Raw genomic sequence first — 23565 nt, forward strand, 5'->3', positions numbered from 1 at the left:
GGAGAAATTCAGTGGTGCTGCCGGAGTGATTTGAACACTCGACCTCTCCCTTACCAAGGGAGTGCTCTACCCCTGAGCTACGGCAGCGCCGGGCTTCCTCGAGGAGGCTAAGAGTCCCGCCCGCCGCCGTAAAACCGACAAGGCGGAAACGAGGCCCCTCACGCGAAGGCGCCCTATGTGCCACTTGGGTCGGGAGGGTGCAAGGCTCTTTGTAGGCTCCTGGCGGCTTGATGCCGGGCCTTCGCTTTGCCGCGTCGCTGCCTTGACCCTGCCGCAGGACGCTGGCAGAGGTGACATCATGACGGACGCACCAAAGACCAACACCAAGCCGGATGTGCGAGAGGCGCGCCGTGCCGAGGCGCTGCGGGCCAACTTGCGCCGTCGCAAGCAGCAAGCCCGTGAACGCCAGGATACCCAATCCCGAACCACCCAACCCGGAATCGGCTCCGAAGCCTCCGGCGAGAAGGACCGGCCCTGCGGGTCGGGAGAGGCCTGAGGTCCGTCCCGCCGCTCGGCCTGTCCCTTGAGCCGCCACGCCTTGAGCGTTGGGTGCCGATGGTCTAGAAGCCAGAGGCTGGGAACAGCTAGATCTTGTGGCGTGGCAGTTGGGGTTGGGCCGGCGCGCTCCGTACTTTCTCTCTGGGACATCCGACGACATGGACAAGATCCGTATTCGCGGCGGCCAGCCGCTCAAAGGCGATATCTCGATCAGCGGTGCGAAGAACGCCGCCCTGCCCCTCATGGCCGCCGCGCTGCTGACGCCCGGGACGGTACGCCTGTCGAACCTGCCGCACCTGATGGATATCTCGACGCTGGCGAATCTGCTGACGCGCCTGGGTGCCGAGCTGCACCTGAACGGCGACTGCGGTCCGGACGGCCATAGCGGCCGGGTGCTGGAGATCGCGGCGCCAAGGATCGCCTCCACCGTGGCGCCCTACGAGTTGGTGCGCAAGATGCGCGCCTCCGTGCTGGTGCTGGGTCCGCTGCTGGCGCGCGAGGGCTTGGCCGAGGTCTCGCTGCCGGGCGGCTGCGCCATCGGCACGCGCCCCATCGATCTGCATCTGGAGGGCTTCAAATCCCTGGGGGCTGAGATCGAGCTGGACGGCGGCTATGTGAAGGCCAAGGCCCCCAAGGGCTTGATCGGCGGAGAAGTGGTCTTCCCGAAGATTTCCGTCGGCGCCACCGAAAATCTGATGATGGCGGCCTGCCTGGCCAAGGGCGAGACGCAGTTGGTGAACGTCGCGCGCGAGCCGGAGATCGGCGACCTTGCCGACCTTCTGGTCCGCATGGGCGCGAAGATCGAGGGGGCCGGGACCGACCGCATCCGCATTCAGGGCGTCGCCGGCCTGACCGGCGCGGAACACGCCGTCGTGCCCGACCGCATCGAAGCCGGCACCTATGCCATGGCGGCGGCCATCACCGACGGCGACCTGCATCTGCTGGGCGCCAAGGCGGAGCACCTGCCGGCCGTTCTGGAAACGCTCGACAAGGCCGGCGTCGCGACCGAGGAGACCAACCGCGGCCTGCGCGTGCGCCGGGCCAACGGACGACTGACCGGCACCGATGTCATGACGGAGGCCTTCCCGGGCTTTCCCACCGACCTGCAGGCCCAATTCATGGCCCTGATGACCACGGCCGAGGGCGCGGCCATGGTGACGGAAACGATCTTCGAGAACCGTTTCATGCATGTGCCGGAGCTTTCGCGGCTCGGTGCCGACATCGTCGTGCACGGCGCGTCGGCGCTGGTCCGCGGCCGCCAGTCGCTGCTGGGCGCTCCGGTCATGGCGACCGACCTGCGCGCCTCGGTCAGCCTGGTGCTGGCGGGCTTGGCGGCCGAGGGCGAAACCGAGCTCAACCGGATCTATCATCTGGATCGCGGCTACGAACGGTTGGAAGAAAAACTGGCCGCCTGCGGCGCCGATATCCAGCGCGAACGGGCCGACTGACGGCGGTGGCATAGGAAAGCGATGAGACCGAGGGGAACCGGGGCATGGCCGAGCGGCTGAAGCTGCGCGCCCGCGATGCGGTCGATATGGACGTGATGGCCGCCCTTTTACAGGATGCCATCGTGCCGCTGAGCGAGATGGATTACCTGCCGCGCGAACGCCGCTTCGCCCTGGTGCTCAACCGCTTCATGTGGGAGCGCACCGGCAGGGCGTCTCAAGCGGAAGCGAGCAGAACCGAGAGCGAGGATGGACGCTTCGAGGACGGGGATGCACGCTTCGAGGACGGGGCGGCAGCGGACTCCTCGCGGTTCTGGCGCACCCACAGCGGCTTGATCTTCGACCGCGTGAAGGCCGTGGCCACCCGCAACCTGCCGCGTGGCCGCAAGTCCACCCTGCTCAATCTGCTGACCGTGGCGAGTCAGCCGAAGCGCATCACCTTCCACTTTTCCGGCGGTGCCTTCCTGCGATTGGAGGTGGCCGAGATCCGCTGCCATCTGGAGGACCTGGGGGATCCCTGGCCCGCCAGCGATCTGCCGCGCCATCTGGTCGAGGCCGACGCGACGCCCTGACGGCTGCAAAGGCGGCTTCACGGCCACTCCTGCAACGACCGTCATGGCCGATCTGCGGGCCCGCCGGCTGGACCCTTCGGACCGCAAGGGCTAAGTAGCGGCTTAACAGCCTTCGAACCGTCGCCGCCGACTGGCGAAACTCCCGCAAGCGAAACGCCCTATGTCCTCCGACCGTCCCCTTGTTCTCGCGCTGCCGAAGGGTCGCATCCTCGAGGAACTGATTCCCGTCCTGGAGCGCGCCGGTATTGCGCCGGAACCCGCCTTCTTCGACAAGAAGGCGCGGCAGCTCCGCTTCGCCACCGACCTGCCGGGGCTGGACATCATCCGGGTGCGCGCCTTCGACGTAGCGACCTTCGTCGCCTACGGCGCCGCGCAGCTCGGCGTGGCCGGCGCCGACGTGCTGATGGAATTCGATTATCCGGCCATCTACGCCCCGGTCGACCTACGCATCGGCTACTGCCGTCTCGCCGTGGCCGAACCGACGGAACAGGCGCAGAGCGACGACCCCAAACGCTGGCAACATGTGCGGGTGGCCACCAAGTTCCCCAATATCGCCCGCCGCTACTTTCGCGCACGCGGCGTCACCGCCGAGTGCGTCAAGCTGAACGGCGCCATGGAGCTGGCGCCGGGTCTGGGCCTCAGCCGTCACATCGTCGACCTGGTCTCGACCGGCAGCACCTTGCGCGCCAACGACCTGGTGGAGGTGGAGCAGATCGCCGAGATCACGTCCCGGCTGATCGTCAATCGCGCGGCGCTCAAGACCGAGCGCCAGAGCCTGGAACCCTGGATCGCGCGTTTTCGGGAGGCTGTCGATGCCACGTGAACTCACGACCTCGACCGCCGGTTTCGAGGCCGCCTTCGCCGCCTTTCTGGCCGAGGAGCGAGCGCCGGAGGAAGACGTCGCGAGCCGGGTCCGCGACATCCTGGCGGCGGTCCGCGCACGCGGCGATGCGGCGCTGATCGACTACACCCACCGCTTCGACCGGCTGGAGCTGACGCCCGAAACGCTGCGCATTCCCCGGACGGAGCTGGAGTCCGCCGCCGCCGCCTGCCCGCCCGAGACGCTGGAGGCGCTCAAGCTGGCAGCGGCGCGGATCGAGACCTATCACGCGAAACAGAAGCCGGAGGACGCGCTCTGGACCGACGACCTGGGCGTCAGGCTCGGTCACCGCTGGACGGCCGTCGCCGCCGCCGGCGTCTACGTCCCGGGCGGGACCGCCGCCTACCCCTCCTCCGTCCTGATGAACCTGATCCCGGCGAAGGTGGCCGGCGTCCCGCGCGTCGTGATGGTGGTGCCGACGCCGGACGGCAAGACCGCGCCGCTGGTGCTGGCGGCCGCGCAGCTCGCCGGCGTCGACGAGGTCTACCGCGTCGGCGGTGCCCAGGCCGTCGCCGCCCTCGCCTACGGCACCGAGACGATCCGCCCGGTCGACAAGATCGTGGGCCCCGGCAACGCCTATGTCGCCGAAGCCAAGCGCCAGGTCTTCGGTCAGGTCGGCATCGATTCCATCGCCGGCCCGTCCGAGATCCTGGTGGTGGCTGACGCCGAGAACGACCCGGCCTGGATCGCCGCCGACCTTCTGAGCCAGGCCGAGCACGACAGCGTGGCGCAGTCGATCCTGATCGCCGACGATGCAGGCTTCGCCGAAGCGGTGCGGCGCGCGGTTGCGCTGCATCTGCAACGCCTGCCGCGCAGCGAGATCGCCAGCCGCTCCTGGGAGCGCCACGGCGCCATCCTGCTGGTCGATAACCTGGCCGAGGAAGCGCCGTCGCTGATCGACGCCATCGCGCCGGAGCACCTGGAGTTGGCGGTCGCGGAGCCCGAGGCGCTGCTGCCGCGAATTCGTAATGCCGGCAGCATCTTCCTCGGTCGCTACACACCGGAAGTGCTGGGCGACTACCTCGCCGGGCCCAACCACGTACTGCCGACGGCGCGCAGCGCCCGCTTCGCCTCCGGCCTCTCGACCCTGGACTTCATGAAGCGCTCGTCGCTGCTGGGCGCCGATCCGCAGTCGCTGGCCGCCCTGGGACCGGCGGCCGTCGCGCTGGCCGAGGCCGAGGGCCTGCAGGCCCACGCCCTCTCGGTCGCAATCCGCCTGCAGGGCGGCATGAAGAACGGCCGGACGGACGGCCCGGACGGTGAGGCGGAATGAGCGATCAGCGGCTCGTCAGGATCGCGCTCGACGAGCAGACCCTGGTCCGCCGCAATCCCGATATCGAACACGAGCGCGCGGTCGCGATCTTCGACCTGCTGGAGGACAACAGCTTCGTGCCGCTCGGCGATTTCGCCGGCCCCTACAGCCTGCGCCTGTCGCTGTCGGAGAATCGTCTGGTCTTCGAGATCCGCGACGGCGACGACCAAGAGCAGCTTGGCACGGTCGGCCTGTCGGTCACGCCCTTCCGGCGCATCGTGAAGGACTACTTCACGGTCTGCGAAAGCTATTTCGAGGCGATCAAGACCGCCAGCCCCTCGAAGATCGAAGCCATCGACATGGGACGGCGGGGCCTGCACAACGACGGCGCCGACCTGCTGCGCGAACGCCTTAAGGGCAAGATCGAGGTCGACGAGAACACCGCCCGGCGGCTGTTCACCTTGCTCTGCGTCCTTCACATCAAAGGCTAGGCGGCGATGGCCCCAGAGTGGTCCCCCGAGCTGTCCTCCGATCTCATCGCCGATCCGCCTCTCCACCTGCCCGATGCCGTTCTCTTCGCCTGTTCCGAAAACTCGGTGCGCTCGCCGATGGCCGAAGGGCTGCTCAAGCATCTGCTCGGCCATCGGATCTACGTCGACTCCGTCGGCGTACGCGCGCAGGAGGTCAATGGCTTCGCCGTGGCGGCCATGGACGAACTGGGCATCGACATCTCGCGGCATCGGGCGAAGACCTTCGACGACCTGGAGGACTCCTCCTTCGACCTGATCATCTCGCTCTCGCCCGAGGCCCAGCACTCGGCCGTGGAGATGACCCGCACCATGGCCTGCGACGTGCTCTACTGGCCGACCCTGGACCCCACGATGGTCGAGGGCAGCCGGGAAGAGATGCTGGAGGCCTTCCGCCGTTCGCGCGACGACCTGCTGACCCGCATCCAGGCCCGCTTCCCGAAAGATCTCAGGCCGGACGTCTAGACCGCGGACAGGTTGCGCGCCGCTCGGTCAATCGCTAGAACTTTCTTGAGAATGATTCGCAGTTAATTGGGCGAGTAGCCGCTGGACGCGCCGCGACGGCAGCGACCAGGGATCGCATCGTGGCGGGAGAACTCGACGCTGGGTCAGGACAGTACGGCACTCGCGCTCTTCACGACGCATCGGACCGCGTTGCTGAACTATGCGAACGATATCGTCGGCGAAAGAAGTCTCGCGGAAGACGTCGTCCAGGATGCCTATCTGAGGCTGCAAGGAGCCGAGCGCAGACGGGCAGCCAACGAGACCTTGGACGAGCCGCTGGCCTATCTGTTCCGGATCGTGCGAAATCTCGCCCTCGACGTACGCAAGCGCCTGAATCGGGAACGCGGTCATTTGGTCCTGGGCGAAGGGCAGAGCGCCGCGGAAATTCCGACGGACCGACCGGACCCGGAAACCCAGGCCATCGACCGCGACCAGTTACGCGTTCTCCAAACCGCCTTGGACGAACTTCCCAGGCGCTCACGCGTGGCTCTGGAGATGCACCGTTTCGGCGGCTATCGCATTGCCGACATCGCAGCCCATCTGGGGGTGTCGGTCGGCACGGCCCATGCCTTGGTCGTCGATGCACTCGACCACTGCGAGTCCAGACTGAGGCGCAGATCGTGATATGGGAGCGATGAGCAGCCGACAGAAACCGCGGAGCGCCAGCGAATGGCTGGTCGTCCTCAACGACGCCCCCGGCGACGAGGCCTTGCGCCTGGAACATCGGCGCTGGCTGGCGGATTGCGAAGGCCACCGGAGGGACTGGCACGAAACGCTGCGGACCTGGCAGCTGATGGCGATGACACTGCCGGCCCACATCGAGGATTGGGATCAACCCGCACAGGCGCGCGAAACCCAGCTTGAAAGAATGCCCTCCGCAACCGGCAGAGTCGCGACAGGGCGAGGTCAGCCTGCTGGTGCTCGTCCCCCGCGACGCCTGTTGCGCCGCCCGGTTTTGGCCGTTGGTGGGATCACCGCGGTGGCCGCACTGATATTCATGCTGTTGCCCGGCGCGCTCGTGAGCCTGCGGGCGGACCACAGCAGCACCACCGGCGAGGTCAAGCTGATCGACCTTGAGGATGGCAGCCGCCTGCAGCTGGCGCCCGAGAGCGCGGTCGCACTCACCTTCGGCCCCTCGGTGCGCCGCATAGAGTTGCTGCGTGGCGAGGCCTTTTTCGACGTGGTTGCCGAGCCGGACCGGCCCTTCCAGGTGCGGGCTGGCGCCGTGGAAACGATCGTCTTGGGCACGCGGTTCGCCGTCGGCCTGACCGACGAAAGCACCATGATCGCTGTCCAGGAAGGATCTGTCCGGGTCGAGGCAGCGCTTACGGACAGCGGCGAGACCGCAACGAGCAAAAGCCTGGTTCCAGGCGATGTCCTGGAGGTCGGTCCGGGCGGAGACTTAAAGAAAAGACAGGTCGCCGCCGCCCTTGTCGGCGCCTGGCGCGATGGATTGCTGGCGGCGCAGCATCGGCCGCTCGGCGAGTTGGTCGCGATCCTGGATCGCTACTTCGACGGCGTCATCATCATTGCCGATCCGCAGCTTATCCGGGCGCCGATGACCGGTCTTTACAAGCTATCGGACCCCAAAGCTGCCCTGGAGGCCATGGCCGCTGCGCAGGGCGCCAAGGTCCGGGAAGTCTCTCCCTGGATCCTGGTGCTGTCCAGGCGCTGACACCACCTCAGATTTTTTTTGAATATTCCGGACGCTGCGCTGTCTCCACTATAGGAGCTGCAAACAAGTTTCATTCGCAACAGCGGCTCTGGCGATGCGGTTAGGAAACCAGGGGCGAAGAGTCTATGGGGGAGAGGATCGACGGCGGAACGTCCGCCGGAAAATGGCTGCGCGGTGCAGCCTATGGGCTTGCGGCGACGTTTGCTTTACTGGCCTTCGCAGCGACCGGCGCTCTGGCCCAGCCCGTGACGCCTTCCAGCTTCGATGTCTCGGCCCAACCCTTGACCGTCGCGCTGCCGCTGTTCGGCCGGCAGGCAGGTCTTCAGATCTCCGTCGACGGCGACCTGGTCCGCGATCTGCGCACGAGCGGCGTGACCGGAACCATGACGATCGAGGCCGCCTTGCAGCAGCTTCTCGCCGGGACCGGACTGACCTACCGCTTCACGGCCGCCGACAGCGTCACGCTGGAGCGAATCGTGGTTCAGCCGGAAAGCGGGCCGGTCCGGCTCGGCCCCGTCACTGTGAGCGCCAGACGTACGGAGGAGCTGCTGCAGGACGTACCGGGCAGCGTGGTCGTGCTGAGCGCCGAGGAGCTGGAACGCTCCAACCTCCAGGACACCGCAGAGGTGAGCCTACGCCTGCCGAACGTCAGCTTCATCGATAACTCGGACCCGGCCGATCTCGATCTGTCGATCCGTGGGATCAGCAACCTGAGCGGCGCCGCAAGCAGTCCGACGAACGGGGTCTTCTCCGACGGCATCCTGCTGAACCCCACCGGCGACACCAGCGGCATCAACGCCAACCTCGTGGACCTCGAGCGTGTCGAGGTCGCCTACGGTCCCCAGGGCACGGCCTTCGGGCGCGGCACCATCGGCGGCGCGGTCAATTTCGTCACCAACAAGCCGACAGACGAATTCGAGGCCTCGTTGGAGACCGAGCTCGGCTCCTACCCGGACGGACGCGCGACGGCGATCGTCAATGCACCGCTGCTGGAGGACGGTCTGCTCTCCGGCCGGCTCGTGGCTTTTGGGGGGATTTCCGACGGCTTCGTCGACTTCGCCGAGGGCAGCGATCCGGACTCGGTCGGCCGGGACGACGTCGGCGCCCGCCTGAGCCTGAGATCGCGACCGACCAGTCGGCTGACTCTCGATGCCTCCGTCTCCTTCGACCGCACCGAATTCGACGCCTCGAACTCGGTGGCGTTCCCGAGCGTGGAGGAGGAGGACCTAGTCACGACCGCCGACTTCATCGACGAGAACTCGCTCGACCGCATCCTTTCATCCTTTCAGTGGACCTACGACTTCGACGTCGGATCCCTGAAATCGACCAGTTCCCTCTTCCTCACCGACCTCGACACCTCGGACGACACAGATTTCGCGGCACTCGAGTTCACCACCGACACGACTTCGCTAAACGAACGCGCCTTGGCCCAGGAATTCCGCTTCGAGAGCGACAGCTTCGACCTGCCGTCGGAGAGCGGCGAGATCGCCGTCAACCTGGGCACAAGCTTGAGCTTCAACGAGCGGGATTTCAGTACCATCACAGATCCCGGGGCGGACGCCTTTCGGATCATCGGGGAAAGCCTCGGCGTCGGCCCTCTGGCGGACGACGGCAGCGTGATCGGAGAAAGCTCGAACCGTGATGTCTTCAACTTCGGCCTGTTCGGCGATGTGCGATGGCGGCCAATCCCCGACCTGGAGATCGCCGGCGGCGCGCGCTTCAGCTTCGACCGCGTAAAGCAGGAAGGTGAAACCCTGAGCACAGGATTCTCCGCCCTCACCGTGCCCTCCGTGCCCTTCGATTCGGGCGAGGCGAACTTCACATCCATTACGCCCAGCGCCTCGATCAAGTACGACTGGACCGACGATTTCTCGACCTATTTCGCCTTCGCGACCGGCTTTCGGCCCGGTGGCTTCAGCTCCGGCCGTTTCGGCTTCTCGAGCTTCGAGGAGGAGACGGTCCGCTCCTATGAGGGCGGTTTCCGGGCTTCGCTGTTCGACGACCGCCTGCTGGTGAACGGCAGCGGCTACCTGCTCGACTACGAGGACATTCAGGTTTCGCTCGCCGGTACAGTCGGCGGCCTGCCGGTGGTGGTTGTCGACAATGCGGCCGAAGCCCGCAGCATCGGCGCGGAAATCGGTATCTCCGCCCTGCCCATCGAGAGCCTGCGCATCGATACGCAGATCGGCATCAACTTTTCGAAATTCACGGATTATACCGACTCGCCCTTCGGCGATCTGACCGACAGGCGGCTGCCGAACGCCCCCGTTCACACTTTCAGCATCGCCGGCGACTACGAGCATCCCCGCGAGATCTTGCCGGGCGTGCGCGGGTTCCTTCGGGCCGAATACAGCCTGCGCTCAAGCTTCAACGACGACTTCGATCCCGATGCCGCGGGTTTCGACGGCTTCGACCTTCTCAATCTCAGGCTCGGCCTGCGCGCCGAACGCTTCGTTTTCGAAGCCTTCGTCGAGAATGCGCTCGACGAGACCTATGCAACCGGCTCGTCGGCCAGAGTTGCGAGCAGCTTCGGCGGCGCGAGAATCGTAGACGTCGGCCCAAGCCGGCGTTTCGGCCTGAGAGCGAGGCTGCAGTTCTGACCTTTGGGCGCGCCGGTTCTCGCCCTAATGCGACGCACCGCCATCGACGGCGAAGGCCTGCCCGGTGATGTGCGGAGCGGTGATGAGGAAGGCGGTCATGTCCGCCATGTCGTCCTCGGTCTGCGGTACACCCTGGGGAATGAAGGTCTCGATGGAACGGGCGTAGGCGACTTCCTCCTTTTCGCCGGGCTGGGCAAAGGCCTTACTGAGCAGCGTCCACATCTGCGTGCCGACGATGCCCGGACAAAGACAGTTCACCGTGATACCCTCTTTCGCGACCTCCTTGGCTAGGGAGATCGAGAAGCCGATTACCGCCCACTTGGACGCGCAGTAGTGGCTGAGGTAAGGCACCCCAAGCTTGCCCGCGATCGAGGCGATGTTGACGATGCAACCGCCGCCGCCCTGCTTGCGCATCTGCGCGACGACGGCCTGATTGGTCAGGAAGGTGCCCTTCGCGTTGACGCCCACGACGCTGTCCCAGTCGGCCTCGCTCAGATCTTCGACGGGCTTCGCCGTGATGACGCCGGCGCCGTTGACCAGCACGTCGATGCGGCCGAAGGACTCGACCGTCGCCGCCGTCATGGCCGCCACCTGCCCGGCATCGGTCACGTCGGTATCGAGGGCGATCGCGCCGTCGCCCAGGGAGTCCGCGAGCTGCCGGGCCGCGGTGTAGCCGCCCATGTTCCGGCCGAAATACTGATTTGCCGTATCCTGGGCTTGATCGAGTCCGGCCAAGACGACCTTCATGCCCAGCCCATGAAAACGCTCCGCGATGCCCTTGCCGATTCCCGTGCCGCCGCCGGTGACCAAGGCCACTTTTCCCTGTAGGTCCGTCATGGTCGTTCTCCCTCGCGCTCGTTGTTGGCGTTTCGATCTGCGCGACTCTAGATCGAAATTCGCCATAATGTCTTGCGCGCTTCGGGACGACGGCCGGTGAGAATTGTGTGTCGGGCGCGTCTCAGTTAGTGTCCGCGCAGATGAGGTATGTCGAAGCGGTCTTGACGGGGGGCGCCGACTGCCCGATTTAGCGACAACCAATAACGGGCAGATAAGACGAGGCATGTCGAAAGAAGACCTGATGGAGTTCCAGGGCACGGTGGTCGAACTGTTGCCCAACGCGATGTTTCGCGTGAAGCTGGACAACGACCACGAAGTGCTCGCACACACCGCCGGCAAGATGCGCAAGCACCGCATCCGCGTTCTGGCCGGCGACCGCGTCAACGTCGAGATGACGCCCTACGACCTGACCAAGGGTCGCATCACCTTCCGCTTCAAGTAGCCGGCCCGGGAGGGCGGCGCGTATGTGCCGATCCCCGCAAGCCGAACCGCCAGGTGCGGATCTGGTGCTGGCTTCGGCCTCGCCCCGTCGCCTGGACTTGCTGCGCCAGATCGGGGTCGAGCCGGCACGGGTGCGTCCGGCCGAACTGGACGAGACGCCGCTGCCGCGTGAGCTGCCGCGCGTCCATGCCAAGCGCTTGGCCCGCGCCAAGGCCGAGGCGATCGCCGCCGAAGAGCCAGGGGCCTACCTGCTGGCCGCAGACACCGTGGTCGCGCTGGGCCGCCGCATCTTGCCGAAGGCGGAGGATGCAGCGACCGCGCGCGATTGCCTGCAGCGGCTTTCGGGCCGCCGCCACAGCGTCCTGGGCGGGCTCGCGCTGCGCGCGCCGGACGGCCGCTGGGCCGAACGGGTGGTCGTCACCGCCGTCAGCTTCAAGCGGCTGAGCAGCGAGGAACTGGAAGCCTACCTTGCCAGCGGCGAATGGCAGGGCAAGGCGGGCGGCTATGCCATCCAAGGCCGGGCGGCGGCGCTCATTCCCTGGATCGGCGGCTCCTACTCCAACGTCGTCGGCCTGCCGCTGGCGGAGACGGCGAAGCTGCTGACCGGTCTCGGCTACCCGCTCTACAAGACAGCTTACGCCGAGAGGCGCTAGACGTGAGCGGCCGCCTGCTGATCTCCCTGCTGCCCGGCGAATTGCGCGCCGCCAGGCTCGCGAAAGACGGTCGGCTGCGCGACTACCTGGTGCAACGCGAGGGCGACGGCGGAGCCTCGGTGGGCGACATCTGGGTCGCGCGCGTGCTTCGCCTGCAGAAGAATCTCGGCGCCTTCGTCGCCCTCGGCGAGGCGCGCCCGGCCCTGCTGGACTGGGCCGACTGTCCGGCCGGCCTGAACGAGGGCGCAACGGTGACCGTGCGGGTGACGCGCCTAGCCCAGGCCGGCAAGGGCGCCAGGGTCAAGCCGGCCGAGCCGCCCTCCCCACTCCCCCAGATCCCGGTCCCGCCGCACCGCATCGCGCGCGGCGACGATCCGCTGACCCTGCTGGGCCAGGATATCGACGAAATCCTCTGCGACGACAGCGACCGGCTGGCGGAATTGCGCCGGGTCCTGCCGGAGGGCGTGACCGTCCGTCTGCGGGGTCCGCGCCCACCGCTGTTCGATGCGGACCTGGAAGCGGAGATCGCAGAGCTGCTGGCGCGCGAGGTGCCCTTGTCGACGGGCGGCCGGCTCCTGATCGAACCGGTGGAAACCCTGACCGCGATCGATGTCGATTCCGGCGGTGCCGGCGGTGCCGGCGGGGCGTTGGACACAAATCTGGCGGCCGCCGGCGAGATCGCCCGGCAGGTCCGTCTGCGCGGCCTCTCCGGTCTGATCGTGGTGGACTTCCTGGAAATGGGCGCGCGCAGCCTGCGCGACCGGCTGCACAGGACGCTCAAGACGGCCTTCGCCGGCGATCCGGTCGAGACCTCGGTCTTTCCACCGCTGCCGTCCGGTTTGGTCGAGATCGCCAGGCAGCGCCGGCGCCCCGCGCTGCACGAGGTCCTCTGCCGCCCGACCGGCTGGCGGATCAGCCCGGCGACCGAGGCCTACGAAGCCTTGCGGAAGGCCCTCACTCATCCGCCGGCGGCGCAACTGACCCTGACCTTGCCAGCGGCCGCCATCGCCGAACTCCAAGGTCCGCTGACCGATGCGAGACAGGCCGTCGAGGCCCGCCTCGGTGCAGCGCTGATTCTACGTCCGAGCGACCCGGCAAGCGGCGAGGCGTCTGAGATTTTCGCCGGCAAGATGCCTGAGCGCGATCGTCCTTGACGGAAGCGGCATCGCTTCGGTCAAAGACGTGAATCGCACTCTAAAACTTTATGACGAGAGTAGGAATCACACTCGAGGTCGAAGCGCCGAAGCGATTCCACCTCGGGCGATCCTGCTCTAGAGTAAGCCCATGTCCGATGATCAAGTCGTCTCGATGACCGCCCGACGTGGCGAACGCTGCCCCGGCTGCCAGAAGCCGAGCGTCGAGCGTTATCGCCCCTTCTGCTCCAAGCGCTGCGCCGAGGTCGATCTCGGCCGTTGGCTGAAGGGCGGCTATCGCATTCCCACCGACGAGGCGCCCGCGCCGGGCGAGCCGGTCGAGACCGATGAGGACATGCCGCGATGAGAAGCCGCGCGGGAGTCCGAAGAGCGGGACTCGTCGCCGCCGTCGGCGCTCTGCTGCTTTCGGCCGTTCCCGCCCAGGCGATCCCGCCGGAAACGCTGGAGTCCATCGTCTCGGTCCTGCCGGTCTGGCCGGGTCACCCCCAGGGCGGCCAAGGCGTTCCACCCGGCCGCGCGGGGGGCAGAGGCGCGCCCGAAGGGAGTGGAGTGGTGGTGGCGCCCGACGGGCTGATCGCAACCGCCTGGCATGTCGTCGAGCCGGCCGAGCGGATCGACGTGCGCCTGGCTGACGGCCGCGTGCTGCCGGCCGAACTGGTCGGCCAGGACCGTGCCAGCGACATCGCCCTGTTGCGGGTCGATCTGAATCTTCCGCCGCTGGCACCGGCGCCGCGACCCGCGCTCGCGCAGCCGGTCTGTGCCATCGGCAACGCCTACGGCCTCGGTCTTTCGATCGCCTGCGGTGTGGTCTCGGCCCGCGATGTCAGCAACGCGGGCTTCAATCCCGTCGAGGACTTCGTCCAGACCGACGCCGCGACCAATCCGGGCAGTTCGGGCGGCGCCCTGGTCGATGCGGAGGGCAGATTGGTCGGTCTGCTCTCGGCCATCTTCGCGTCCGAAGGCGACAGCAATATCGGGATCAACTTCGCCGTCTCCCAGCCTCTGCTGCAGCGCGTCGTCGAGGACCTGAACGACGACGGCGCAGCCAGCTACGTCTCGGCGGGCTGGCGGCTCGAGCCTCTGCGCCGCGCGGAGCAGGCCGAAGTGGCCGCCGTCCGCGTGGCCGATCTCGCCCCCGATGCCGCCGCGGCCGCAGCCGGCCTGCAGGCCGGCGATCTGATCCTGCGCATCGGCGCAAGACGCATCCAGAGTCCGCGCGACGCCATCGGGGCCCTCGCCCTCGTGGCGCCGGGCGGAACCGTGGAGGTCGAATTTCTGCGCGGCCAGGAGGAGCGCAGCGGCAGCCTTGATTTCGGCAGATCGGAAGACCAGACGGACGAAACCGCCGCGTTGCCGGTCCCCCCGGCCGCAACCGGCGGAGCCGACTGTCCGCACCCACTGCCGGTCTGCGCGGCGCGACAGGCCGTCTTCCCGATCGAGAGCTTCGACCCGCTGGCCAGCGCCGTGCGCATCGCACCGGACCTTATGGTGACCAACCGCCATGCGCTGGCCGACCGCGAAACCGCCAAGGTCTTCACGCCGGCGGGCCCTCGCGAAGGGCGCGTCCTGGCCTCCGCCTACCGCGGCGATCTGGCGCTGCTGCAGGTCGAAGGCCTGCCGGACGACGGCGTCATCCTGACGCCGGAGCCGAGAAACGACACGGGACCCTTCTTCGCCGTCGGCGCCGACGTGGCCCGACAAGAAGTGCGGGTCTTCGAACCGGGCCGACTGATCCTGCCCCCTGCGGACGAAGCGCCGCTGGGACGGCTGCACGTCACGGCACGGATGCAGCCGGGCGTCAGCGGCGGCGCGCTGCTCGACGACGAAGGACAGCTCGTCGGCATCGCGGTGGGCGGCGGCGAAGGCCGCTACGAAGCCCTGCCCTCCGCGGCAATCGACGAACTGCTGGTCCTGCAGGATGCGCCCGACGCCCGCTCGGTCCAGACCGCCCTGGGCACGGCCTATAGCGGCTGTGCCGATGCGCTGGACAGCGCAGCGACCGCCGGGCGCGGGCCGCTGCCGGATCAGGTAGCCCTGGCCCTGTCGGAAAGCTGCCGCGCCTCGGAGAACGCCGGCCAGTATCTGGAAGCCGGGCGGGTGCTGGGCATGACCGGCGACTTCGCCCGCGCCATCGAGCTGCACAACGCGGCCGTCGCGCAGGTTCCCAACTCGATCAATGCGCGCATCGCACTGCTGGTCTCGCTGCAGCTTGGCGGGCGGATCGAGGCCATGCTGCCGCATGCCCGCTGGCTGTTCGGAATGCTGCCCGAGGACGCCCAGGCTCAGCGTTTCGCCATCCAGTCGGGCGTCTGGGGCGGCGAGCCGGCACTGGCCGAAGCGGCCTACGCGCGCCTGGCCGCCAGCAACCCGCGCCAAGCCGAAGCCGCCCGCCGCTTCATCGACAACCCACCACCGGCCCCGCGCGCGAGATAGGCTCTCGCAGGGTTCTCGCAGCCACGAACCGAAAACCTACGCCGACTTCCGCGCCAAGCCGATGCCCTGGAGACTCTCGTCGATCTCGTCGAGGATCATAGGGTCGTCAATGGTGGCCGGTGTCTTATAGGTTTCGCCGTCGGCGATCTGACGCATCGTGGCACGCAGGATCTTGCCGGAGCGAGTCTTGGGCAGGCGCGGCACGACGGTGGCCTGCTTGAAGGCGGCGACCGGACCGATGCGGTCGCGCACCATGGCGACGACCTCCTTGACGATCTCGGCGTCCGTTCGCTCGACCCCCTTGTTGAGCACCAGGAAACCGACCGGCATTTGGCCCTTGAGCGCGTCGGCTACGCCGATCACGGCGCATTCCGCCACATCCGGATGGCTTGCCAGAACCTCCTCCATCGCGCCGGTCGAAAGGCGGTGGCCGGCGACGTTGATGATGTCGTCGGTGCGGGCCATGACGAAGACGTAACCGTCCTCGTCGATGTAGCCGGCATCGCCGGTCTGATAGTAGCCGGGATACTCCCTAAGATAGGTCTTGCTGTAGCGCTCCTTGGCGCCCCAGATCGTCGGGAAGGTGCCCGGCGGCATCGGCAGCTTGCCGCAGATCGCGCCGATGGTGCCCGGCGCGACCTCGCGGCCGTCCGTATCCAGCACCTTGAGGTCCCAGCCCGGCACCGGCCGGGTCGGACTGCCGGGCTTGATCGGCAGCGCTTCGACCCCCAGGCAATTGGCCGCGATCGACCAGCCCGTCTCGGTCTGCCACCAGTGGTCGATGACCGGCCGGTCCAGCTTCTCCTGCGCCCACTGCAGGGTGTCGGGGTCGCAGCGCTCGCCGGCCAGGAAGAGTGCGCGAAAGCCGCTCAGGTCGTAGTCGCCCAGCAACTCGCCCTTCGGGTCCTGCTGGCGGATCGCCCGGAAGGCGGTCGGCGCTGTGAAGAGCGTCGCCACCTTGTGCTGCTGGATCACCCGCCAGAAGGCGCCGGCGTCGGGCGTACCGACCGGCTTGCCCTCATAGACCAGGGTCGTGGCACCGTAGAGCAGCGGCGCGTAGACGATATAGGAGTGACCGACCACCCAACCGATGTCGCTGGCCGCCCAGTAGACCTCGCCGGGCTGCAGGTCGTAGATGTGGCGCATCGACCAGGTCAGGGCGACCGCATGCCCCCCGGTGTCGCGCACGATTCCCTTCGGCTGCCCGGTGGTGCCGGAGGTGTAGAGCACATAGAGCGTGTCGGTCGCCAGGACCGGCACGCAGTCGTGCGGCTCGGCGCTCGCCATGACCTCGGCCCAGTCCTCGTCCCGTCCCGCCATCAGCTCGCAGCGTTCCTGCGGGCGCTGCAGCACGATGCAGTGTTCGGGCTTGTGCACGGCCATCATGATGGCGGCGTCGAGCAGCGGCTTGTAGGGCACGATCCGTGCCGCCTCGATCCCGCAGGAGGCCGAGAGCACCAGCTTCGGCGCGCAATCGTCGATCCGGGTCGCGAGCTCATTGGCCGCGAAGCCGCCGAACACAACCGAGTGGATCGCACCCAGCCGGGCGCAGGCCAGCATGGCCACGACGGCCTCCGGCACCATCGGCATGTAGATGATAACCCGGTCGCCCTTGCCGACACCGCGTGCCGCCATGGCACCGGCGAGCTTGGCGGTCTCGTCACGCAACTGGCTGTAGCTGTAGTGCCGCACGCTGTCGGTCACCGGAGAGTCGTAGATCAAGGCGGTCCGGTCGCCGTGGCCCGCCTTCACATGGCGGTCGAGCGCGTTGTAACAGGTGTTCAGCTTGCCGCCGGGAAACCAGCGGTAGTAGGGCGGATCGTCGGCGTCCAGCACCCGGTCCCAGCGCTCGTACCAATGCACCGCCTCGGCGGCCTCCGCCCAGAATCCCTCCGGATCCTGGAGCGACCGGCGGTGCAGTTCGTCGAAGCTGCCCATGACTGACCCTTCCTCACCTTTGTCGCCGACTCTTATTGGTTGAGCAGGACGGTAGCCGCAATGCGCGTGGACTGGCAACGTCGCGGTGGAACCTGAGGCGGGTCGGCTGGGAAAAGCCGCGTTTTCGCCGAGATCAAGCGGGGCCGAGAGCCGCACGCCAGACTTCGAGCGTCCGGCGCAGTAAGGCCACATCGATCCGGCAGTCCGGCTGATCCGGATCGTGGAGCGGCTGGAGCAGGACCGGACCCCGCTGCAGGCTCAGACGATAGGCGTTGCCGGAACGCTCGAGCCGCTCGACCTCGCCGCGCTCCACGCGCTCCAGGTCGGCCAGCAGTCGCGCGACGCCGGCCCGCCCACCCTGCAGGTCGCTTTGCAGAAAACCGGCCAGGGCCTCGTATCCCGGTTTCGCCACGACCTTCGGAAGGCTCCCCGGCTCCGTCGCCGCCGTCACCGCGACCGGCAGGTCGCCGGGCTGTCGCGCCGCGCGCGTCTCGTCCCGCTCCGTCATCACCGATCCTCCAGATAAATCGGCCAGGCGGTGTTGATGCGTCGCCCGTCGGGCAGCAGCCAGCCCTCGATCAGGAAGCCGAAGCCAGGATCACCGCGCCACTTGCCTTCGCCGTCCCGCGCCTCGTGGAAGGCTGTGAGAATGGCGTCGAGGATCTGCTGTGGCGTCATGCTGTCCGGAAAGAAGCTGGAGAACTTTTCATCGGCCGTCTGCCAGCCCGTGGCCGGCCTACGGACGGCCACCTCCGCCGTATAGACGCCCAGCGCATTCGGCCCGTCGAGGACTTCGATCAGCCGCGCGTTCGGCGGATCGTCGCCGTTCGGCCGCGCATGAAAGCCGACCGGCCGCCCGCGGCGATTGATCTCCCCGCAAAAGACGTGAGTCAGGTTGACCGGAGGTTCGCTGACCGACCAGACCGGTTCCGGTCCGCTGCAATCGATCTCAAGCGCAACGGAGGCAGTCGCGGCGGAAAGCCAGATCGCGCAACCCAGCAGAATGCGGCCAAGCGACGGTGGCATGCGGCCCCCTCTTTCCTCGGTCTGCGCCTCGGCTGCCGGACCGAACCCGGCGTTTCCCTCTCAGCTTACTATGGCGTCGCGCCCTTGCGTTGGCGAGACGTCGCCGGCTGGTGTAGGAAAGGAGGAAACGCCGGGAAGGACGCCTTGCCATGTCGGGACACGATCCCTTCGAGCTGAATCTCGATCCCAACGCCGCCAACTACGTGCCGCTGACGCCTCTGGGCTTTCTGGAGCGGGCGGCGGCGATCTTCCCGGAGCGGCCGGCTGTGGTCCACGGCGACCGGCGCTTTAGCTGGCGCCAGGCGGCGGAGCGCTGCCGGCGTCTGGCGTCCGCCTTGGCCAAGCGCGGGATCGGCGTCGGCGATACCGTCGCCGTGATGTGCCCCAACACGCCGCCGATGTGGGAGGCGCACTTCGGCGTGCCCATGACCGGCGCCGTCCTGAATGCCCTCAACGTCCGGCTGGATGCCGAAACCATCGCCTTCATCCTGGAGCACGGCGAAGCCAAGGCGCTGATCACCGACAGCGAGTTTCACGGCACCATCGCGACCGTCCTCAAGCGCCTGGGTCGTAAGATCCTGGTGATCGACGTGGACGACCCGCAGGGACCGGGCGGCGAACGCCTGGGCGATCTGGAGTACGAGGCCTTCCTGGCGGAGGGCGATCCCGACTTCCGCGGCCGCCGGCCGGACGACGAGTGGGAGGCCATCGCCCTCAATTACACCAGCGGCACGACCGGCAACCCCAAGGGCGTCGTCTATCACCATCGCGGCGCCTACCTGAACGCACTCGGCAACATCATGACCTGGGGCATGCAGGCCCATCCGGTCTATCTCTGGACCTTGCCGATGTTCCACTGCAGCGGCTGGTGCTTCCCCTGGACCGTGACCGCGCTGGCGGGCACGCACGTCTGCCTGCGCCGGGTCGAGGCCGGAGCGATCTACCGCGCCCTGGCCGACGAGGGCGTGACGCATCTCTGCGGCGCGCCCATCGTGATGCAGATGATCCTCGGCGCCACGCCGGAGCAGAAACGCCCCTTCGCGCAGCAGGTTCAGATGATGACGGCGGCCGCGCCGCCGCCCGCCAGCGTGCTGGCCGCCATGCAGGAGGAAGGCTTCGAGGTCACCCACGTCTACGGACTGACCGAGGTCTACGGTCCCGCCGTGGTCTGCGCCTGGCAGGACGCATGGGACAGCCGGCCGATCGAGGAGCAGGCGGACCTCAAGTCGCGCCAAGGCGTCGCCTACCCGGTTCTGGACGAGTTGATGGTGGCCGATCCGGAGACGCTCCAGCCCCTGCCCTGGGACGGAGAGACCCTCGGAGAGGTCTTCATGCGCGGCAACATCGTCATGAAGGGCTACCTGAAGAATCCCACCGCCACCGACAGCGCGCTGGCCGGCGGCTGGTTCCACACCGGCGATCTGGGCGTAACTCATCCGGACGGCTACATCCAACTCAAGGACCGCTCGAAGGACATCATCATCTCCGGCGGCGAGAACATCTCCTCCATCGAGGTCGAGAGCGCTCTCTACCGCCACCCCGCCATCGCCGCCGTGGCCGTGGTCGCCAAGGCGGATGAGACTTGGGGCGAAACGCCCTGCGCCTTCGTGGAACTGAAGCCCGGCGCCGAAGTCAGCGCAGAAGAGCTGATCGCCTTCTGCCGCGAAAACCTGGCTCACTACAAATGCCCACGCCATGTGATCTTCACCGAACTGCCCAAGACCTCCACCGGCAAGATTCAGAAGTTCGCGCTGAGAGAACAAATCCGGCTGGACTAGATTTTCCTCCCTGGTTTCTTTCGGCACGCCCAAAGCCGATTTCCACAGCGACGCAGCAAGATCTCAAGCCGACTCACGCTGCTATTTCGTAATTCCCCGCCCTCAGCGTTGTAATATTTAAAATTAGGCGCCATGTCAGAAGGGTGACGGAACACGGGTGGAGCACGTCCCGCAATTCCCCGGACTGTAAATTCCCGGAGAAATCCGTCCGGATCGCGCCGCCCGCGCGGGCGCGAATCGGCGTTTCCCGAGGTCTCGCTCCGCACCGTTTCCCGCAAGAGTAAGGTTTAGAGACTGTGCGAGTGAGCCCAAGCCGTCGAAGTTCCGCCCTGTTGGGCGTTCTTCTGTTGGCCCTGTCGATAACCTCCGCCAATCCCGCGCAAAGCCAAGTCGGCAACGCCATCGCGGTACCGGCCAATGCAACAGGCAAGAGCCATGGCGAGGGCTGGGACTGCGACAGAGGTTTCCGGGAATCGGGCGAAACCTGCATCGCGGTCGCGATCCCCGACAACGCCTACCCCACCGGCTCGGCCTATGGACGCGGGTGGGCCTGCAGTCGTGGCTACCGACAGATCGGGACTGCCTGTCGAGAGATCCCGGTGCCCGCAAACGCCTACCTCGACGCCTCGGGCGAGCGTTGGGAGTGCGACCGCGGCTTCCGTCGGGACGGGACGGGCTGCGCCGAGATCAGGGTGCCGGCAAACGGCTTCCTGACGGACTCCTCCTACGGGTCGGGCTGGACCTGTGAGCGCGGCTTCAGGGCGATCGGCGAGGATTGCATCGCCCTGCAAGTGCCGGAGAACGCGCATATCAACAGGTTCGGCAACGACTGGTCCTGCAATCGACCCTACGAAAGACAGAGCAACACCTGCATCCTGTCTCAACGCTGACCTGCCGGACGGCAGCGTTGAAAACCCAAAGCCTGCTGCAAAGGCGTAGGCGATCCGGCGAAAGAGAGGTGGCGTGTTCAAACATCCGATCGGTCTTCACAGTCGCCGGGGCCGCGGGGCGCCAGCCGCGGCAAGCGGCGTAGCGTCATGAGCGAGTCCAGCACCCCTGAAGATACACTCGACGGGCGAACCGCTCAGGTCCCCAAGCAGCGTTCTTGCCTGCGGTGCGACAAGCCGTTCCAGAGCGAATGGTCGGGCGAACGGATCTGCAGTCGCTGCAAGTCATCGAGCGCTTGGCGCGGCGGTCTGCCGATGCAGAAGCTGACCAGCGGCGGGCGCCGCTGAATCAAGTTCGCGGACGGGAACGGCGTCCGGTTGGCCCCAGATCTTTCAAGACGACGTGCCTTTTCGCATCAGACCGTGGACGAAGCGCAGCTTGCCCATCGCGGTGGGACCCAGCACGAAGGGGTAAAGTTCCGGCTGCCCCATGCTCTGGTTGAGGCTGTTGACCGCAGCGGTGAGCGGTAGCCAGGCCGTCGTCAGTCGGTCAAAGTCTTCCTGTCGGTAGGGATCAAAACCGATCTCCATACGAAGCGGCGCAAAACGCCCGACGGCGGGTGCAATGCGAAGACCGAAGGCTTGCGCGGTTTCCAGCGTGTCCACGATGTGGAGGTAGTGCGCCCAGGTCTCGGCGAAATCCTCCCAAGGATGCGCGCTTGCGTAGCTGCTGACGAAGTGGTTCTGCCAGCCGGCCGGCGGGCCTTCTGCGTAGTGACCCTCCAGGGCAGCCGCGTAGTCCTCTCGCTCGTCCCCGAACAGCTCGCGAAAGGCCTGGTGCCAGACGCCGTTGCGCACCAGCCGCTCCCAATAGTGATGACCGATCTCGTGCCGAAAGTGGCCGAGCAGCGTGCGGTAGGACTCGACCATTTCGCTGCGATGGCGTTCCCGCGCGACCGGGTCCGCCTCCGCGATGTCGATGGTGATCACACCCTGCCGGTGCCCCGTCACCGCCTGGGGGCCTTCGCGGAAACTCGCCCCGGAACCGGCCAGGAAGTCGAAGGCCAGTCCGCCGGTCGGATTGTCGAACTTGTTCTCCAAGGGAAGTCCCAAGCGCAGGAGTCCATAGACGAGGCGATGCTTGGCGTCCTCGAGACGCTGCCAGAGCAATCGATTTTCCGGCACTCCCAGGTTTGGGATCGTCCGGTTCAAACGGCAGGCGGCGCAGAAGGCCTCGGCCCCGTCCGCCGGCACCAGCCAGTTGCAGGCGTCTTCATCGGCGTTGACACAGAAGCGCAGCGGGGCTTCGGGCGCCGCCAAGGCCCGCCAGCGTCCGCCCGCTTCCTCGGTCAGCGCGCTGAGCGTCGTCGCTTCCGGAAGGTAGCCGAGGCGATGGTCGCAACGCTCGCAATGGCGATTGTCGAAGTAGAGGAGTTGACCGCAGTTCTGGCACTCGAAGAGTTTCATGCCGCGATAATGCGGTCGGCTTCGCGAAAGGTCACCATCCGTTCACGCCGCTCGTCCCACAGCACGAACCGCAGAGCCTTCACCCCGTCTCGAAGAGACAGGCGCGGCACGTCGTAATCCGCCAGCAGCCGCTCGTGGCACTCCTGGAGCCGATAGTTAGGCACCTTCGGATTCAGATGATGCACATGGTGGAAGCCGATATTGCCGGTGAACCACTGAAGCAGCCGGGGCAGCTTCAGATAGGTCGCGCTTCGCAGCGCCGCCGAGGTCGCATCCCAAGCCCTGTGACGGCTCCAGCGCACCCCCGCCCCGCGATGCTGGACCGCGAACAGCCAGACGCCGGCGATCGAGCCCAGCACTAGAACCGGAACTTGCACGGCGGCCACGGCGCCGAAGCCGAGCGCCAGTCCCAGCCCGCCGAAGGCGACCAGCAACGCAAGGTTCGTCAGATGCACGGCGCGGCGCGGCAGGCGCCAGGAGGCGGGCATGTCGAAGGGAAAACGGTACAGCAGGGTGAAGACCAAGGGCGGCAGAACGAGATTGGCGACCAGCGGGTGGCGCGTCAGCCTGTGCAGCCAGCGGCGGCGGCGGCTCAAGGCCGCGTATTCCTCCAACGTCAGGCAGTGCGAATAGATATCGGCTCCGCTCTGGCGGCGGTCCAGGTCGTTCCAGACTCCGTGATGACCGGCATGCTGCCGGCGCCAAGCGGGATAGGGTGTCAGGGTGAAGAGGCTGCAGGCATAGCCGACGAGGTCGTTGGCCCAGCGTGCGCGGAAGAAAGCTTGATGTCCGCAGTCGTGCTGCAGAATGAAGATCCGCACGAGGAAGCCCGCAGCCAGAGGTGCGAACGCGAGAGCCAGCCAGAAAGACAGCTCCATCACGAGGTACATGGCCGCGCAGGTCCCCAGGAAGCCGCCGAAAGAAGTGAGTAACTGAACCAAGCTTTTCCGCAGGATCGGCGTCTGGAACCTCGCGATTTCGCGACGCAGACTTCCATG

The 23565-nt window shown here is 67.0% G+C and carries 23 protein-coding genes and 1 tRNA gene; 17 read left to right on the forward strand and 7 right to left on the reverse strand.

The window, feature by feature from the left end; genetic code table 11:
* Positions 1-12 precede the first annotated feature (12 nt).
* Positions 13-87: transfer RNA gene (locus DBZ32_RS06035), tRNA-Thr, on the reverse strand.
* Between the two features lie 211 nt (positions 88-298).
* Between DBZ32_RS06035 and DBZ32_RS06040 the strand changes: the two genes are divergently transcribed.
* The 10 genes from DBZ32_RS06040 (at position 299) to DBZ32_RS06085 (ending at position 9953) form a co-directional block, all read left to right on the forward strand.
* Positions 299-496 carry a hypothetical protein gene (locus tag DBZ32_RS06040; RefSeq protein WP_119166163.1) on the forward strand — a complete coding sequence of 66 codons (198 nt, stop codon included), beginning with the start codon at positions 299-301 and terminating at the stop codon, positions 494-496.
* 160 nt (positions 497-656) lie between these two features.
* Entirely contained in the window at positions 657-1946 is a 1290-nt protein-coding gene (gene murA / locus DBZ32_RS06045) for a UDP-N-acetylglucosamine 1-carboxyvinyltransferase (protein ID WP_119166164.1), read from the forward strand.
* A 44-nt stretch (positions 1947-1990) separates the two neighbouring features.
* Positions 1991-2515: a DUF2948 family protein gene (locus DBZ32_RS06050; RefSeq protein WP_119166165.1), complete on the forward strand. Its 525-nt coding sequence runs from the start codon at positions 1991-1993 to the stop codon at positions 2513-2515.
* 160 nt (positions 2516-2675) lie between these two features.
* Positions 2676-3338 (forward strand): ATP phosphoribosyltransferase, encoded by a 663-nt coding sequence (gene hisG / locus DBZ32_RS06055; RefSeq protein ID WP_119166166.1) that lies wholly within the window; start codon positions 2676-2678, stop codon positions 3336-3338.
* A complete protein-coding gene (gene hisD, locus DBZ32_RS06060) occupies positions 3328-4668 on the forward strand; it encodes a histidinol dehydrogenase (RefSeq protein WP_119166167.1) in 1341 nt (446 codons plus the stop codon). Before hisG ends, hisD begins: the two co-directional genes overlap by 11 nt.
* Positions 4665-5138, forward strand: a complete 474-nt coding sequence (locus DBZ32_RS06065; protein ID WP_119166168.1) for a UPF0262 family protein — start codon at positions 4665-4667, stop codon at positions 5136-5138. Before hisD ends, DBZ32_RS06065 begins: the two co-directional genes overlap by 4 nt.
* A 6-nt stretch (positions 5139-5144) precedes the next feature.
* Positions 5145-5639, forward strand: a complete 495-nt coding sequence (locus tag DBZ32_RS06070) for an arsenate reductase ArsC (RefSeq protein WP_119166169.1) — start codon at positions 5145-5147, stop codon at positions 5637-5639.
* A gap of 138 nt (positions 5640-5777) precedes the next feature.
* Complete coding sequence (locus DBZ32_RS06075; RefSeq protein ID WP_119166170.1) at positions 5778-6302, forward strand: sigma-70 family RNA polymerase sigma factor; 525 nt, start codon at positions 5778-5780, stop codon at positions 6300-6302.
* 10 nt (positions 6303-6312) lie between these two features.
* The gene (locus tag DBZ32_RS06080; RefSeq protein ID WP_162906593.1) at positions 6313-7353 is read left to right on the forward strand and encodes a FecR family protein; all 1041 of its coding nucleotides are present in this window, start codon (positions 6313-6315) and stop codon (positions 7351-7353) included.
* Positions 7354-7478: 125 nt separating this feature from the next.
* Positions 7479-9953: a TonB-dependent receptor domain-containing protein gene (locus DBZ32_RS06085; RefSeq protein WP_119166172.1), complete on the forward strand. Its 2475-nt coding sequence runs from the start codon at positions 7479-7481 to the stop codon at positions 9951-9953.
* 24 nt (positions 9954-9977) lie between these two features.
* On the opposite strand, the gene DBZ32_RS06090 is transcribed toward DBZ32_RS06085, so the two are convergent.
* Positions 9978-10790 carry an SDR family NAD(P)-dependent oxidoreductase gene (locus DBZ32_RS06090; RefSeq protein ID WP_208539111.1) on the reverse strand — a complete coding sequence of 271 codons (813 nt, stop codon included), beginning with the start codon at positions 10788-10790 and terminating at the stop codon, positions 9978-9980.
* Positions 10791-11013: 223 nt separating this feature from the next.
* Here DBZ32_RS06090 and infA point away from each other — a divergent pair, with 223 nt between their 5' ends.
* The 5 genes from infA to DBZ32_RS06115 all read left to right on the forward strand — a co-directional run bounded on the left by infA (position 11014) and on the right by DBZ32_RS06115 (position 15471).
* Entirely contained in the window at positions 11014-11232 is a 219-nt protein-coding gene (gene infA / locus DBZ32_RS06095; protein WP_119166174.1) for a translation initiation factor IF-1, read from the forward strand.
* Between the two features lie 22 nt (positions 11233-11254).
* A complete protein-coding gene (locus DBZ32_RS06100; RefSeq protein ID WP_119166175.1) occupies positions 11255-11884 on the forward strand; it encodes a Maf family protein in 630 nt (209 codons plus the stop codon).
* A gap of 2 nt (positions 11885-11886) precedes the next feature.
* A complete protein-coding gene (locus DBZ32_RS06105; RefSeq protein WP_162906594.1) occupies positions 11887-13038 on the forward strand; it encodes a ribonuclease E/G in 1152 nt (383 codons plus the stop codon).
* Positions 13039-13168: 130 nt separating this feature from the next.
* Positions 13169-13384 carry a DNA gyrase inhibitor YacG gene (locus DBZ32_RS06110; protein ID WP_162906595.1) on the forward strand — a complete coding sequence of 72 codons (216 nt, stop codon included), beginning with the start codon at positions 13169-13171 and terminating at the stop codon, positions 13382-13384.
* On the forward strand, positions 13381-15471 hold the full coding sequence (locus tag DBZ32_RS06115) for a trypsin-like peptidase domain-containing protein (protein WP_119166177.1): 2091 nt from the start codon (positions 13381-13383) through the stop codon (positions 15469-15471). Before DBZ32_RS06110 ends, DBZ32_RS06115 begins: the two co-directional genes overlap by 4 nt.
* A 36-nt stretch (positions 15472-15507) precedes the next feature.
* On the opposite strand, the gene DBZ32_RS06120 is transcribed toward DBZ32_RS06115, so the two are convergent.
* The 3 genes from DBZ32_RS06120 to DBZ32_RS06130 form a co-directional block, all read right to left on the reverse strand.
* Positions 15508-17409: a propionyl-CoA synthetase gene (locus DBZ32_RS06120; protein ID WP_119166178.1), complete on the reverse strand. Its 1902-nt coding sequence runs from the start codon at positions 17407-17409 to the stop codon at positions 15508-15510.
* Positions 17410-17542: 133 nt separating this feature from the next.
* Positions 17543-17917: a hypothetical protein gene (locus DBZ32_RS06125; RefSeq protein ID WP_119166179.1), complete on the reverse strand. Its 375-nt coding sequence runs from the start codon at positions 17915-17917 to the stop codon at positions 17543-17545.
* On the reverse strand, positions 17917-18435 hold the full coding sequence (locus DBZ32_RS06130) for an EndoU domain-containing protein (RefSeq protein WP_119166180.1): 519 nt from the start codon (positions 18433-18435) through the stop codon (positions 17917-17919). Before DBZ32_RS06130 ends, DBZ32_RS06125 begins: the two co-directional genes overlap by 1 nt.
* A gap of 149 nt (positions 18436-18584) precedes the next feature.
* Between DBZ32_RS06130 and DBZ32_RS06135 the strand changes: the two genes are divergently transcribed.
* On the forward strand, positions 18585-20213 hold the full coding sequence (locus DBZ32_RS06135; RefSeq protein ID WP_119166181.1) for an acyl-CoA synthetase: 1629 nt from the start codon (positions 18585-18587) through the stop codon (positions 20211-20213).
* A 302-nt stretch (positions 20214-20515) separates the two neighbouring features.
* Positions 20516-21103, forward strand: a complete 588-nt coding sequence (locus DBZ32_RS06140) for a hypothetical protein (protein WP_208539112.1) — start codon at positions 20516-20518, stop codon at positions 21101-21103.
* Positions 21104-21493: 390 nt separating this feature from the next.
* Here the strand turns inward: DBZ32_RS06140 and DBZ32_RS06145 are convergent, their stop codons facing one another.
* Together DBZ32_RS06145 and DBZ32_RS06150 are read right to left on the reverse strand one after the other, a co-directional pair.
* Positions 21494-22567, reverse strand: a complete 1074-nt coding sequence (locus DBZ32_RS06145; RefSeq protein ID WP_119166182.1) for a zinc-binding metallopeptidase family protein — start codon at positions 22565-22567, stop codon at positions 21494-21496.
* Positions 22564-23457: a fatty acid desaturase gene (locus DBZ32_RS06150; protein ID WP_235830061.1), complete on the reverse strand. Its 894-nt coding sequence runs from the start codon at positions 23455-23457 to the stop codon at positions 22564-22566. The genes DBZ32_RS06145 and DBZ32_RS06150 overlap by 4 nt, the downstream gene beginning before the upstream one ends.
* Between the last annotated feature and the right edge of the window lie 108 nt (positions 23458-23565).

The sequence above is a fragment of the Algihabitans albus genome (assembly GCF_003572205.1).
GTDB lineage: Bacteria > Pseudomonadota > Alphaproteobacteria > Kiloniellales > DSM-21159 > Algihabitans > Algihabitans albus.